Annotated in this window: 15 protein-coding genes; 5 read left to right on the forward strand and 10 right to left on the reverse strand. The window is 41.4% G+C overall.

Annotated elements, in window-relative coordinates; genetic code table 11:
• Nucleotides 1-38: 38 nt before the first annotated feature.
• The 4 genes from gpmI to trmL all read right to left on the reverse strand — a co-directional run bounded on the left by gpmI (nt 39) and on the right by trmL (nt 4,451).
• A complete protein-coding gene (gene gpmI / locus WMO31_RS05935; protein ID WP_015523306.1) occupies nt 39-1,550 on the reverse strand; it encodes a 2,3-bisphosphoglycerate-independent phosphoglycerate mutase in 1,512 nt (503 codons plus the stop codon).
• Nucleotides 1,551-1,676: 126 nt separating this feature from the next.
• Complete coding sequence (gene tpiA / locus WMO31_RS05940) at nt 1,677-2,444, reverse strand: triose-phosphate isomerase (RefSeq protein WP_015523307.1); 768 nt, start codon at nt 2,442-2,444, stop codon at nt 1,677-1,679.
• A 93-nt stretch (nt 2,445-2,537) separates the two neighbouring features.
• Complete coding sequence (locus tag WMO31_RS05945) at nt 2,538-3,746, reverse strand: phosphoglycerate kinase (RefSeq protein ID WP_015523308.1); 1,209 nt, start codon at nt 3,744-3,746, stop codon at nt 2,538-2,540.
• 186 nt (nt 3,747-3,932) lie between these two features.
• On the reverse strand, nt 3,933-4,451 hold the full coding sequence (gene trmL / locus WMO31_RS05950; RefSeq protein ID WP_021882729.1) for a tRNA (uridine(34)/cytosine(34)/5-carboxymethylaminomethyluridine(34)-2'-O)-methyltransferase TrmL: 519 nt from the start codon (nt 4,449-4,451) through the stop codon (nt 3,933-3,935).
• Between the two features lie 158 nt (nt 4,452-4,609).
• Here trmL and WMO31_RS05955 point away from each other — a divergent pair, with 158 nt between their 5' ends.
• Nucleotides 4,610-4,792: a hypothetical protein gene (locus tag WMO31_RS05955; protein ID WP_015523309.1), complete on the forward strand. Its 183-nt coding sequence runs from the start codon at nt 4,610-4,612 to the stop codon at nt 4,790-4,792.
• 52 nt (nt 4,793-4,844) lie between these two features.
• Here WMO31_RS05955 and WMO31_RS05960 read toward each other — a convergent pair whose 3' ends face one another.
• The 3 genes from WMO31_RS05960 to WMO31_RS05970 are packed head-to-tail and all read right to left on the reverse strand — an operon-like array spanning nt 4,845 to nt 5,909.
• Nucleotides 4,845-5,228, reverse strand: a complete 384-nt coding sequence (locus WMO31_RS05960) for a hypothetical protein (protein ID WP_015523310.1) — start codon at nt 5,226-5,228, stop codon at nt 4,845-4,847.
• Between the two features lie 14 nt (nt 5,229-5,242).
• The gene (locus WMO31_RS05965) at nt 5,243-5,563 is read right to left on the reverse strand and encodes a hypothetical protein (protein ID WP_303675521.1); all 321 of its coding nucleotides are present in this window, start codon (nt 5,561-5,563) and stop codon (nt 5,243-5,245) included.
• Nucleotides 5,544-5,909, reverse strand: coding sequence for an Asp23/Gls24 family envelope stress response protein (locus tag WMO31_RS05970; protein WP_101028269.1), 366 nt, complete (start codon nt 5,907-5,909; stop codon nt 5,544-5,546). The genes WMO31_RS05965 and WMO31_RS05970 overlap by 20 nt, the downstream gene beginning before the upstream one ends.
• Nucleotides 5,910-6,063: 154 nt before the next feature.
• Here WMO31_RS05970 and WMO31_RS05975 point away from each other — a divergent pair, with 154 nt between their 5' ends.
• On the forward strand, nt 6,064-6,249 hold the full coding sequence (locus tag WMO31_RS05975) for a YlcI/YnfO family protein (protein ID WP_015523312.1): 186 nt from the start codon (nt 6,064-6,066) through the stop codon (nt 6,247-6,249).
• Between the two features lie 60 nt (nt 6,250-6,309).
• On the opposite strand, the gene WMO31_RS05980 is transcribed toward WMO31_RS05975, so the two are convergent.
• The 3 genes from WMO31_RS05980 to WMO31_RS05990 all read right to left on the reverse strand — a co-directional run bounded on the left by WMO31_RS05980 (nt 6,310) and on the right by WMO31_RS05990 (nt 9,380).
• Nucleotides 6,310-7,830, reverse strand: coding sequence for a peptidoglycan DD-metalloendopeptidase family protein (locus WMO31_RS05980; protein WP_367999370.1), 1,521 nt, complete (start codon nt 7,828-7,830; stop codon nt 6,310-6,312).
• Nucleotides 7,831-8,000: 170 nt separating this feature from the next.
• Complete coding sequence (locus WMO31_RS05985; protein WP_015523313.1) at nt 8,001-8,456, reverse strand: S-ribosylhomocysteine lyase; 456 nt, start codon at nt 8,454-8,456, stop codon at nt 8,001-8,003.
• A gap of 15 nt (nt 8,457-8,471) precedes the next feature.
• The gene (locus tag WMO31_RS05990) at nt 8,472-9,380 is read right to left on the reverse strand and encodes a glycoside hydrolase family 25 protein (RefSeq protein ID WP_367999371.1); all 909 of its coding nucleotides are present in this window, start codon (nt 9,378-9,380) and stop codon (nt 8,472-8,474) included.
• 252 nt (nt 9,381-9,632) lie between these two features.
• Between WMO31_RS05990 and WMO31_RS05995 the strand changes: the two genes are divergently transcribed.
• The 3 genes from WMO31_RS05995 to WMO31_RS06005 all read left to right on the forward strand — a co-directional run bounded on the left by WMO31_RS05995 (nt 9,633) and on the right by WMO31_RS06005 (nt 12,580).
• Complete coding sequence (locus WMO31_RS05995) at nt 9,633-9,965, forward strand: hypothetical protein (protein ID WP_046432800.1); 333 nt, start codon at nt 9,633-9,635, stop codon at nt 9,963-9,965.
• Nucleotides 9,966-10,069: 104 nt separating this feature from the next.
• A complete protein-coding gene (locus tag WMO31_RS06000; protein ID WP_367999372.1) occupies nt 10,070-11,548 on the forward strand; it encodes a L,D-transpeptidase family protein in 1,479 nt (492 codons plus the stop codon).
• Between the two features lie 261 nt (nt 11,549-11,809).
• Nucleotides 11,810-12,580: a leucine-rich repeat domain-containing protein gene (locus WMO31_RS06005; protein ID WP_015523316.1), complete on the forward strand. Its 771-nt coding sequence runs from the start codon at nt 11,810-11,812 to the stop codon at nt 12,578-12,580.
• Nucleotides 12,581-12,879: the final 299 nt, after the last annotated feature.

The following is a 12,879-nucleotide window of genomic DNA, read 5'->3' on the forward strand; positions in this document are numbered from 1 at the left end:
AAAACATCGGTGGCTCTGTATATAATCAGTAAAATAAATTACTTAATAAGGCTTGTGCCGTCCATTTCTTCGGGCTGCTCGAGTCCCATAATTTGGAGCATTGTCGGAGCGATATCGGCAAGTCTGCCGCCCTCACGAAGCTCGCAGTCGTAGTTTACTACGCAGAAAGGAACAGGGTTTGTTGTGTGAGCAGTAAACGGTGAACCGTCCTCTGCAACCATCTTATCTGCATTGCCGTGGTCAGCTGTGATAAGAGCAACACCTCCCATTTCTTTGATTGCGTCAACAACCTTGCCAACGCAGGTGTCAACAGCCTCAACAGCCTTTACGGCTGCCTCGAATACGCCTGTGTGACCAACCATATCGCAGTTAGCGTAGTTGAGAATAATCATATCATACTTACCGCTCTTGATTGCCGGAACAAGCTTGTCTGTAACCTCGTAAGCACTCATTTCAGGCTGGAGGTCATATGTTGCAACAGCAGGTGACTTAACAAGGATTCTGTCCTCGCCGGGATACTGCTTTTCAACACCGCCGTTGAAGAAGAATGTTACATGAGCATACTTTTCTGTTTCTGCAATTCTGAGCTGTGTCATACCCTTGTCTGATACATACTCGCCGAGTGTGTTCTTGAGAACCTCTGGCTTGAATGCAACTTCAACATTAGGCATTGTTGCATCATACTGAGTCATGCAAACAAAGTTTACGGGGAAGAAACCGTTCTTTCTCTCAAAGCCCTTAAAATCAGGGTCAACAAATGTTCTTGTAATCTCTCTTGCTCTGTCAGGACGGAAGTTGAAGAAGATGATGCTGTCGTTAGGCTTAACCTGAGCACCGCCCTCAATAACACAAGGAACAACAAATTCGTCTGTTACGCCGTCATTGTAAGAGTTCTTAATTGCGCAAACAGGGCAGTCTGCCTTGTTGCCCTCGCCATATACCATAGCGGCATATGCCTTTTCAACTCTGTCCCAGTTGTTATCTCTGTCCATTGCGTAGTATCTGCCCTCAACTGTGGCAACCTTGCCTATGCCGATTTCTTTGAGCTTGTTAAGAAGCTTGTCAGCATATTCAGCGGCACTTGAAGGCGGAACATCACGGCCGTCAAGAAATGCGTGAATGTAAACATCTTTAAGACCCTTTTTCTTAGCAAGTTCAAGAATACCGTAGAGATGCTCAATGTGGCTGTGAACACCGCCGTCTGAGAGAAGTCCCATAAGGTGAAGTGCCGTGCCGTTCTTGAGAGCCTTGTCCATTGCATCAACAATAGCCTCGTTATCTTTGAGCTTGTCCTCGTTGATAGTCTTTGTAATTCTTGTGAGTTCCTGATAAACGATTCTGCCGGCACCCATATTTGTGTGACCGACCTCAGAGTTACCCATCTGACCGTCAGGAAGACCTACATCCATACCCGACGCACCAATCTGTGTGAGCGGATTAGATGCAAAAAGCTTGTCAATGTTTGGCTTTTTAGCAGCCTTGATAGCGTTACCTTTTTCGGGAGCAATACCAAAGCCGTCAAGAATCATTAAAATTACCGGTTTTTTCATTTTGCGTGTCCTTTCCATAAAGCATACACAATCTTGTTATGCAAAAAACAAAATCCAAAAGCCGATTACAGACTTTTGTGCCGTGCCCAAAAGGACACGGCATTGTGTTTGAATATACTGTTTAAATTACTTGCTTGCAGCCTTTACGATTGCGGCAAACTTCTCGGCAACGAGTGATGCACCGCCGATAAGGCCACCGTCAACATTTGTCTTTGAGAGAAGCTCGTCAGCATTGCCGTCATTCATTGAACCGCCGTACTGAATTGTAACAGCGTCAGCAGCAACCTGATTGTAAAGCTTAGCGATTGTAGCACGGATGAATGCACAAACCTCTTCAGCCTGATCAGCTGTAGCAGTTTTGCCTGTGCCGATAGCCCATACAGGCTCATAAGCGATAACAACATTCTTGAGTTCTTCTTCTGTTACATTGAAGAGGTCAAGCTTAATCTGTCTTGCGATAACTTCTTCCGTGATGTCGCACTCACGCTCCCAAAGGAGTTCGCCGACACAAACGATTGGCTTAAGACCTGCGGCAAGAGCAGCCTTTGTTCTCTTGTTTACAGTTTCGTCTGTTTCGCCGAAATACTGTCTTCTCTCGCTGTGACCGAGAACTACATATTCAACGCCCATTTCCTTGAGCATACCTGTTGAGATTTCGCCAGTGAAAGCACCGCTTTCAGCCCAGTGACAGTTTTCTGCACCGATTTTAACATTTGTGCCTTCTGTAGCCTCAAGTGCTGTTGCAAGGTCAACATAAGGAACACAAGCGATTACTTCACAACCGGCATCTTTTACGAGGGGAGTAATAGCGTTGAGGAGCTCTTTAGCTTCCTTTGGAGTTTTGTTCATTTTCCAGTTGCCGGCGATAATTGCCTTTCTCTTTGACTTATCCATGATAATTTTCCTTTCAGAATATGTTATTATTATAATAAAGTAACAGGGTTAAATCAGTAAGGGCGGAAAAATCCGCCCTTTTATTTGATTAAATTATTTGTCAGCGATTGCTGCGATACCCGGAAGAACCTTGCCCTCAAGGTATTCAAGAGATGCACCGCCGCCTGTTGAGATGTGGCTCATCTTGTCAGCAAAACCAAGCTGAATAACAGCAGCTGCGCTGTCGCCGCCGCCGATGATTGTTGTTGCGTCTGTGTCGGCAAGAGCCTTAGCAACAGCAATTGTACCCTTTGCAAGAGTCGGGTTCTCAAATACTCCCATAGGACCGTTCCAAACAACAGTCTTTGCGCTCTTTACAGCGTCGGCAAAGAGTTCCTGTGTCTTTGTGCCGATGTCAAGACCTTCCATGTCAGCAGGAATCTTGTCTGAATCAACAACCTTAACTTCGATTTCAGCGTCGATAGGATCAGGGAAGCCTGCAGCGATTGTTGTGTCGATTGGGAGAAGGAGCTTCTTGCCGAGCTTTTCAGCCTTAGCCATCATTTCCTTACAGTAGTCAATCTTTGTATCGTCAACGAGTGAAAGACCGACTTCCTTGCCCTGAGCCTTGAGGAATGTGTAAGCCATACCGCCGCCGATGATGAGTGTGTCGCACTTTTCGAGGAGGTTTGAAATAACATTGAGCTTGTCAGCAACCTTAGCACCGCCGAGGATTGCAACGAACGGACGAACAGGAGTTTCAACGGCATTGCCGAGGTAGTCAATTTCCTTCTGCATGAGGTAACCTACTGCTGTGTCCTTGATGTGGTCTGTAACACCTACTGTTGAGCAGTGTGCACGGTGAGCCGAACCGAATGCATCCATTACGAATACATCAGCGAGTGAAGCAAGTTCTGATGAGAACGGCTCAAGATTCTTTGTTTCTTCTTTTCTGAAACGAGTGTTCTGGAGAAGAACAACATCGCCGTCTTTCATTTCTGCAACAGCCTTTTTAGCATTTTCGCCTACAACCTCGTCATCGTTAGCGAAAACAACATCCTGACCGAGGAGTTCCGAAAGTCTTACTGCTACGGGAGCGAGTGAGAACTTTTCTTCGGGACCGTTCTTCGGCTTGCCGAGATGTGAGCAAAGGATAACCTTGCCGCCGTCAGCGATGAGCTTCTTGATTGTAGGAAGAGCTGCTGTAATTCTGTTGTCGTTTGTGATTACGCCGTCCTTGAGCGGTACATTGAAGTCACAACGAACAAGTACTTTTTTACCTTTTACATTGATGTCATCAACAGATACTTTGTTGAGCTGCATAATATACATTCCTTTCGTGTAAGAAGAAATTTGTAAAAATTTAGTATTTTTACAGTCACCATTATTATATATCAAAAACCCCTTTTTATCAATAGAAAACTTTAAAAAATTCGCCTGCAAAGGTATTTTTTGCACTTCCTTTACAAATACTGATTTTAAGGAAGTTTATGAATATTATTTTTGTTCTTATGTCATATTGTTGAGGTCGCTCCACTTGTGATTGTGAAGCTCGCCCTTGTTCTGCAAAGCAGGATAATCCCATTGCCTTAAAACTTCATAAGCCGCAATTGCAACCGAGTTTGAAAGATTAAGACTTCTTGCCTCGTCAATCATAGGCAGTCTTAAAGTATCATCGGGATGCTGCATTAAAAGCTCCTCGGGCAAGCCTTTTGTTTCTTTGCCAAAAAGAAGATAGCAGTTGTCGGGATATTCAACATCGCTGTGGCGGTGAGTTCCTTTTGTTGAAAAGAAAAAGTATTTTCCGCCTTTTGTTTTTTCAAAAAAATCGTCAATGCTTTCATAATATGTGATGTCAAGCAAGTGCCAGTAGTCAAGTCCGGCTCTTTTGAGTTTTTTATCGTCAGGTTCAAAGCCCATAGGCTTGACAAGATGAAGTCTTGTTCCCGTTGCGGCACAGGTTCGTGCCACATTGCCCGTGTTCTGCGGAATTTCGGGTTCAACAAGCACAAGGTTAAGAGTTGCCAAAAGTTATCACTCCAATTTTTATTATTCCATTCTTTTTCTGTTTAAATACATTTTAAATCGTAAACAATAATAATGCAAGTTTTTTTGACAAAGCCGTGTGACAAAGATGAAAAAACACACATTTTGTCAATGAATTTGCAGGATGGGGAGGTGTGATTATGAATACAAGTCCAATGATGAATGTGATGAAAGGCGTTGCAATAGGAATGACGGCAGGCGTCTGCATGGGTATTGTCGGCAAAAATATGGTAGACAGCAACCCGAAACTCAAGAAAAAGGCAAACAAAGCCTTTAAAACAATGGAGTCAGTCCTCGACACCGCACAGTATATGTTCAGATAAAATCATATTCATCATAAACAAAACCCCGATTCAAACGAATCGGGGTGTAATTTTATACTCTCTTGTATGTGCTTTTCCTGAAAATCAATGTGTCGCCTGAAATATAATATTTGTGATAATCATTCATGGCTTCCTCTTCGCTTTGAGCAAGGTCAAATGATGATGTGCCGTCCCATTCCATTGTGAATACAAGTTTTCCATCACTCATGACCTTGTATGACACAGGGTCAGCACTCGTCGGACCATGATAATCAATATCATTGCAAGAACCGTCATCATTAAAATACATTTTTGAATTTTCGCTAACTTGCCCATCGTCGTCAACAAATGCCCATATTCCGGTTATGCTGTTGTTACTGCAACCGCTTAATGACATAACCGCAAACAACATCGTAATTATACATAACACCATTGATATTTTTCTTAATTTTATCATATTGTTACCTCTGTTTACAGACTTGCCTTAATCTGTTCAATGACCTTCATAACAGATTTTTTTGGTACAGCGGCAACAATACCGTTAAGTGCCATTTCGTTTCCGCCAACACTACCGACACCTGCTTGTACCCAACCAGATACAACGAGCGTTGTATCTGTAAATTCAATTTTTATGTATTGCATAGCAGTCAAAAGTCCTGTACCTTTTTTCCATACAGTTTCGCCGATGTAGGAAACTTCTTTAAAACCGTTTGCCTGCAAAATATTTACAGCAGTGTTGTATGATTCATCAACACTGTTTCGCAGTGGCAGGTTAATAATTGTTCTTGCCATTATAAAAACCTCCGTCAATATTATTAAGTTTTTGGTGGCATCGTGGACATTCGTTAATACCTGCGGTAACATTAAGACCGCAATTTGGACATTTATTGTTATTTCCTAAATTTTTAAGTGAATTAAGCTTATCCTCATTTTTCTTTTTAACAAAAGAAAATATAACCATAATAATTCCTACAAGCAGAATAATAAATGAAATTATAGCAACTGCAATAATTGTTTTTTCAAATGAAGAAAATGGAGATGTCCACGAATATCTTTTGTTTGTATTCACAGTAAATAACGAATATGCAAGTCCGCCAAAGCCGAGAGTTGTCAGAATATACCCAATAACAGTAATCACTTATTGCCTCCTTATTAAATTTTTTAGATATGAAGCTTCATTGATTCAATTATAACATTGCGTAATACAAAACGCAAGACAAAAGTAATACGCAATTTTTGTGTAAATTGCATACAATAGTAATATATAATGTAATACAGGAGCAGTTCACGCAATGAAAAAGTTTAAAATTCCGCAAATTCCCCAAACAACAAGCAAAAGTATACGATTTCCAAACGATGTGATTGATGAAGTGGAATCTGTCCTTGTCGGTACGGATTGCACATTTTCTGCCTTTGTTGTGGAAGCGGTAAGAGTAGCTCTTGAAAATTTAAAAGAAGAATCAGCCGAAGATGAGTAAACAAAACCCCCTATTCAAGTGAATAGGGGGTTATAATTTTGCATTTTATATTTAATTAAATCAGCTTGTGTAGCCGAGGGGGTCCATTTTTTCACCGTTGAGGCGGATTTCAAAATGGAGGTGAGGGCCTGTTGAGTTGCCTGTTGAACCGACATAACCGATGAGGTCGCCCTGATTTACATATTGACCTGTTACTGCAACAAGTGAACTGCAATGACCGTAAAGTGTTGTGTAGCCACTGCCGTGGTCAATGATAACATAGTTGCCGTAGCCGCTGTTGTCACCGCCCGAGAATGTTACGGTACCGCTTGCGGATGCATAAATAGGCTGTCCGTAAACACCGCCGTCTGAAATGTCAAGTCCGCCGTGAAGTCTGCCCCAGCGTGTGCCGAAGGTACTTGTCAATGTATGTGTGTAGGGGAGTGGCCATGCAAACATACCCGATGAACCTGTTGTGTAGCTTGAAGATGAATTTGAACTTGATGAAGAACCTGTGCTTGATGAAGTATCCTCAGCCTTGCCTTTTACAACAACTTCGTCAACTGCCTCTTTAAGAGTTTTTGCGTCAGTCTGAACTGCATCGGTCTGAACACCGTCAACAAATGTAGTTCTTACCGTTACTTCTTCTTCACCCTTAACGCCCTTTGTGGTAACTTTTTTGTATGAAGAAGACTTGTCCTCGTCATATTTTACCTTTGTGTCATAAGCCACATCTCTTGTGTAAACAATGTCTGTTGAAAGTGAGATTGAAAACTTGCCGTCTGCAAGTGCCATAACCTCGTCTGCGGTAATAAGGTCTGTACCGCTTGCGTTACCTGTTACAATCTCCACCGAATTTGCAAACTCGGTTGTTGTTTCGTCATCGTAATCTCTGCGGTAATCAACAAGAACCTGTTCGAGGTCTGCATTGAGCTGGTCAATTTCTTCTGTCGCACCGATGAACTTGCCGTCAATATAAAGACTTGCACATGACGGTGAAATTGCTTTGAGGTCTGCCGATGCCGATTCGCCGTCAATTTCAGTATGAGGAACAGCCTCGTCACTTGTTGCAACAAGTGCAGGTGTCTGTACGCTGTTGTTATCTTTCATATCAAGTGCGCTTGCAACCGTTACACATGAAAGTGTGATTGCACTGAAACAGGCTACTACTGCAAGCACAGCCTTTTTTCTAAGCAACTTCTGCGAACGGATTGCCGAGGGTGCAAGGTGAGCATACTGCTTTCCGCTTTTGAACGAAAGTTCCGATACAATCTCTCCGGCACTCTTTGTTGTGCCGTTTCTTGATTCGTTGAATGCTTTGTCAATAGCTGATATCTGTGTTTTTGCTTTCTTTGACGAATTAACAGACTTGATTGTAACAGACTTTAAAGAACCCTTCCTGTTCTCAATTGCCTGTGCGAGTTTTGCGGCTGTGTTTTTTGACATTCTTACAACTGATTTTGCACAAAATGTTGTTGCTCTCTTTACAAAGCGAACAGTTTTCTGTGCTGTTGTAAGCTCACGCCTGCAAACTCTGCGTTTCTTTGTCGGAAGACTCTCGATTTCATTGAAACCTTCCAAACCAATGAACTTTGTCTCCAAAATAATTTCTCCTATCTCATTAACCGTTACATTTTTGTAACAAACACGATACCTTTATTATACCAAATAGTTACGAAATTGCAATATGAGAATTAAAAAATGTCATAATTAATAATAAGACAGGGGATAAGGTTACAAAAACAGGGTGAATTAAACAATAATTCCCTATATTAATTATACTGTAAGTTATCAACCGTGTAATCTTTTAACAAAGAGTAATATTTATTTAACTCTTTTAAAGCACCGTCAAGGTCATGTTCAAGGTAGTTTCCGCACTCAATTGCAGTTGTTCCGGGGATTTCCCCTTTGTGCTCCGCGCACTGCTTTATTGTATCTTTTATAAGCTGTAATGCGTCCTCATTTGACATATCACGAACGAGAAAATAAAAACCCGTTCTGCATCCCATAGGTCCAAAGTAGATTACATTGTCGGCAAATTTGCTGTTGCGGGCATATGTTGCAAAAAGGTGTTCAATTGTGTGCATAACGGGATTCGGAAGATACGGCGGTGTGTTTGGCTTTACAAAACGCATATCGTATGTTGTAATATCTCCGTCAATTCTTGAGATGTAAACACCCGGCATAAGTGTGTTGTGGTTGATTGTAAAGCTTGCTATCTTTTTCATATATATTATCCTTTCTTAATCGTAATCGGCTATGTTTGTAAAGCAGATGTTCATATCAACATCGCCCTCAATTCCGTCAACCTTGCCTGATGAAGAGTATTGCCACATAGAAAACTGATAATAGAATGTCGGAACATTTGCGTATTCGCAGTACCAGATGTCAAAATCTGCAAGCTGTGTGAGGTCATATTTGAAGTAAAGCTCCTTGCTCGGAGAATAGATAATCGGTGTGTAGCCAAGCTCCTTTACGCGGTTGCAGAATGCCTTTGCACAGGCTGTTGCCTGAGCGGCGGAAACGCTGTCGGTTCTTGCGTCATCATCCTTGATGATTTCCCAGTCATATGCAACGGGAAAATCGATTGTTTCATCGCCGAGAAGTGTCTTTATATAGTCAGCCTCTTCAATTGCCTCATCGTTATTGACAGCCTGAGAGAAGAAATACACGCCGACTTTAAGTCCTGCCGCCTTAGCACCCTTTATATATGAAAGGGCGGAATCGTCCGAGTACATTTTTCCGTCAGAACCGTAGCCTCTGCCGCCGATGCGAACCATAACAAAATCAACACCCGATTTTTTAACCTTGTCCCAGTCAATCTTTCCGCTGTAGGAGGAAATGTCGATTCCCTCCATTGAAGCGGCCTTGCCGTTTTCACTGTAGTATTTGAAAGTGTCGTCAGAGGTGAAGTTATCGTTGTTGAGTGTATTTTTAGGTACACCGTCAAGCTCGGTAATCCAGATTTCACCGAGAGTGCTGTCGTTTATATGTATTTTTTCGCCTGTTGTCTTGACGGTTGTGTCTGTGGCAACAGTTGCCGGGGTTGTACTGCCCGACTGTGAACTGCTTTCAGCGTTGCTTGAACAACCGCACAAAACCGAGGTAAGTGCAAGCATGGCAGCCGTTACGGCACAAATAGTTTTTTTCATTATTCTACTCCTGACAAAAATTTTTTAACGCTGAAAAATGTCGATTATACGGACATTTTGCGTATCTGTTAGTCAGCATATCATAAAAAAGTGTTGATGTAAACAAAGAAACCGAAAATAAATATTGAAAATCTTGTGAAAATTAAGTATAATCTAAGGTACAAGTGTCCTTCATCAAACAGCGGAGGCATTTATTCGGAAATATAATGATAACAATGTTCCGCAAAAGGCGATAAAGGGCGGTGAGTGAAATTGAATGAAACAAAGGTGCACGGATACCGTCACAAAACAACGGAAGAACTCGTCAAGGCAATTGACGAATGTACCTCTCTCAGTCAGCTTTTCGCTCTCATTCAGCATGAGCATATCACCATTCAGATGCTCACAAGACCGGGTGCATCAAATCTTGCACCAAAAATTTTAAGCCCGAAAGAGATAACAGGCAACCGTGACACACCATTTGAAAGACTGCGAAAACAGGTTCGTGAATCTGTGCTTGAGGACGAAAGAAGGCTTAAACAGAGCAAGCTGATTGCCGAATGCGAACGCCTTTCTAAACTTAATAAAAATGACAAGATAAAGTAAGAGTAATTAGTGGAAGATTTTTGAAATTTTTTACTAAATACTCTTTATTTTTTTGAAAAAAACATATATAATCTAATTATCAAACACGATTGGGGATGGAATATATGACATTCAAATTCAAACACACCTTGGCTGTAATTCTCGCAGTAGTTACCGTAGCTTGTTCTGTTGTCGGAACATTAGCTGTTTCTGCCGCAGAAACAGACTCTCAGCCTGCAACAGAGGCAACTGTTGCATCTGATGTAACAGATACGAGCGTTGAACCAACTCAGGCAACCGAGCCTTCACAGCCGGTAACGGAGCCGCCAGTAACTCCTACGGTTCCTCCGACTCAGCCGTTTAAGCCGAATGTGGGCGCAATCAAGAATCTCAAAAGAACGCAATATACAACAAATTCGCTTTCGTTCAAGTGGGATAAAGTAAGCGGTGCAACAGGCTATGTAATCTACTACCGCAACAATGACGCACACAAGAATTTTTCAAGATTTACATATGTAAAGTCAAATGCCTGTACACTCAAAAAGATTAGAACAGCAACCTGGTATGATGTAAAGGTTGCCGCCTATGTTGAGCATGACGGTGTAAAGTATGAGGGTAAGAGTCAGACCTACAGAACAGCTACTCTCCCGAATGCCGTTAGCGTTTCACTCAAGGAGTCGGGTGCTGCAATTACACTTTCGTGGTCAAAGAACTCACAGGCAACAGGCTACAAAATCTACCGTATGAGCAGGAACACAAACGGAGAATATGTTCTTTATAAGACAATCACTTCAAATTCCACAACTTCTTTCAGAGATAAGGGAGTTATGAACGGCAGAGCGTATTACTATCAGATTAGGGCTTACCGTGCAATCAAAAAGAACACTTACTATTCGTCACCGTCAACAATAAGATGTGTGGCAGGTCTTAATGCCGTTAATTTCAAGACAGATACAAGACTTTCAAGAGTAAATCTCACATGGGGCAAGGCAATGACCACTCCGACAGCATATGAGATTTTCTATTCAACCTCAAAGAACGGAAAATATACAAAGCTTGGTGAAACAAAGAATACTTTCTACAACACCAAAAAGCTTACAGTCGGCAAGACCTATTACTTCCGTATTCGTGCTTACAAGTATTCGGGACCGAGCAGTAACCCGAAAAAGTACAAGTGCCTCGGCACATTCCAGACAAAGAGTGTAAAGATCAGCAAGAATGCCTACGGTGTTTCAGTCGGCGGCACATATGTTGAAATCAGCATCAATCAGCAGCATATGTGGTACTACAAGAACGGTAAGCTTGTTGTTGAAACAGATGTTGTAACCGGCAACTACGGTACAAGCGATACGCCAAAGGGTGCATATTCAATTATTTACAAGGCATCTCCTGCAACACTTATGGAGAATTCCCATGTAACATTCTGGCTTCCGTTCACATCTGACGGTTGCGGAATCCATGACGCATCATGGCGTTCAAGCTGGGAATACGGCGGAACAAGGTACAAGGGTCACGGCTCACACGGCTGTGTAAACACACCGTACAACGCAGCTAAGAAAATCTATAACAACATTTCCTCGGGAACCCGTGTTGTTGTTTATTGATTTTAATTCGTAGCGAAAACTTGATAAAATAATTTAAGGCTGACAGATTTTTAATAACCTGTCAGCCTGATTTTATGCTGTAGCGGTTTAATAATAAATTTTGATTTTGATATAAATTAATATAATCTTTGTACCGAAAAAGTTATTCTTTGTTGATATTAGAGAACAAGATTTTGACTTATTGACAAAATCTTGTTTTAATAATATAATAGCTTTGCTGTATTAAGCAATGATATAAAGCAAACATGAGGAGAGTAAAAAATGAAAAGAATATTTATAGTTTCACTTTTGGCTTTGACGGTTGCGCTTGGTGCGGTTGCAACGGGTTGTTCGGGCGGTAACAATTCATCTTCAACCGACAAATCTTCAAGCAAGGTTGAGTCCGTGAATGATTCATCAGCTGATGATTCAAGTACTGCTGAAGTCGGAGATGCAGTTGACGGTGATTTCGTGTGGGATGAAAACAGTTGCATTGTCAATCTTTCAAAAGAAGCAGCAAAGAAGAGCGAAATCGTAATTCCAAAAAATTGTATTGATTTAAGAATTGATGATTGGGCAAGCGGCGAGGATAACTATTTTTCAGAAAACGATAACCTTGAAAGTGTTGTGTTTGAGTCTGAAAACATCAAAAATCTTCCTGACGGTTTGTTTGTATATGATAATAACCTGAAAACGGTTCAGCTTCCGAAAAACCTAAAGAGAATTTCAGAATTCTGTTTTAGCAATTGCGAGTCGCTTGAAACTATTGAAATTCCTGATAAGGTAACCGAAATCAAGGAATCTGCGTTCCAGTATTCAGGAATCAAGGAGATTAAACTTCCCGAATCAGTAACAACTGTCGGTGATTCTGTTTTTGCATGGACAAAACTTGAAACACTCTATCTTCCGGAATCACTTACCTCAATAGAAAGTAGTTTCTTGACTTGTGTCGATTCTGATAAACTTACAATCTATGTTAAAAAGGGCTCATACGCAGATGAGCATTTTGCTGATTTTGCCGACAAATCAAATGTTGAAAAGGCATATTATTGATTTAATCTAAGTTATAATTAAAAAAACAGGCTGACAGATTTTTTATAACCTGTCAGCCTGTTTTTTATATGTTTTTATATGAAAGTTATTGTTAATCAGTAGGGGCGTTCATCGGACGCCCGCAAGTAATAGTATAAACTATATGTTAAAACAAATTTTATAAAGACCGCAAAACAATCGTCATACTGTAGCGGCGAACTGTGTTCTCCCGTCTGAAATATAGTCGCAATGCGTTGCACATAAATGTGCTTCCTATTGCTCGTTATTTCAGACAGCGCATTGCTCCCTTTTTCCGCCAC

Origin of the sequence: Ruminococcoides intestinale (genome assembly GCF_040095935.1) — a bacterium.
In the GTDB taxonomy this organism is placed as follows: Bacteria; Bacillota; Clostridia; order Oscillospirales; family Acutalibacteraceae; genus Ruminococcoides; species Ruminococcoides intestinale.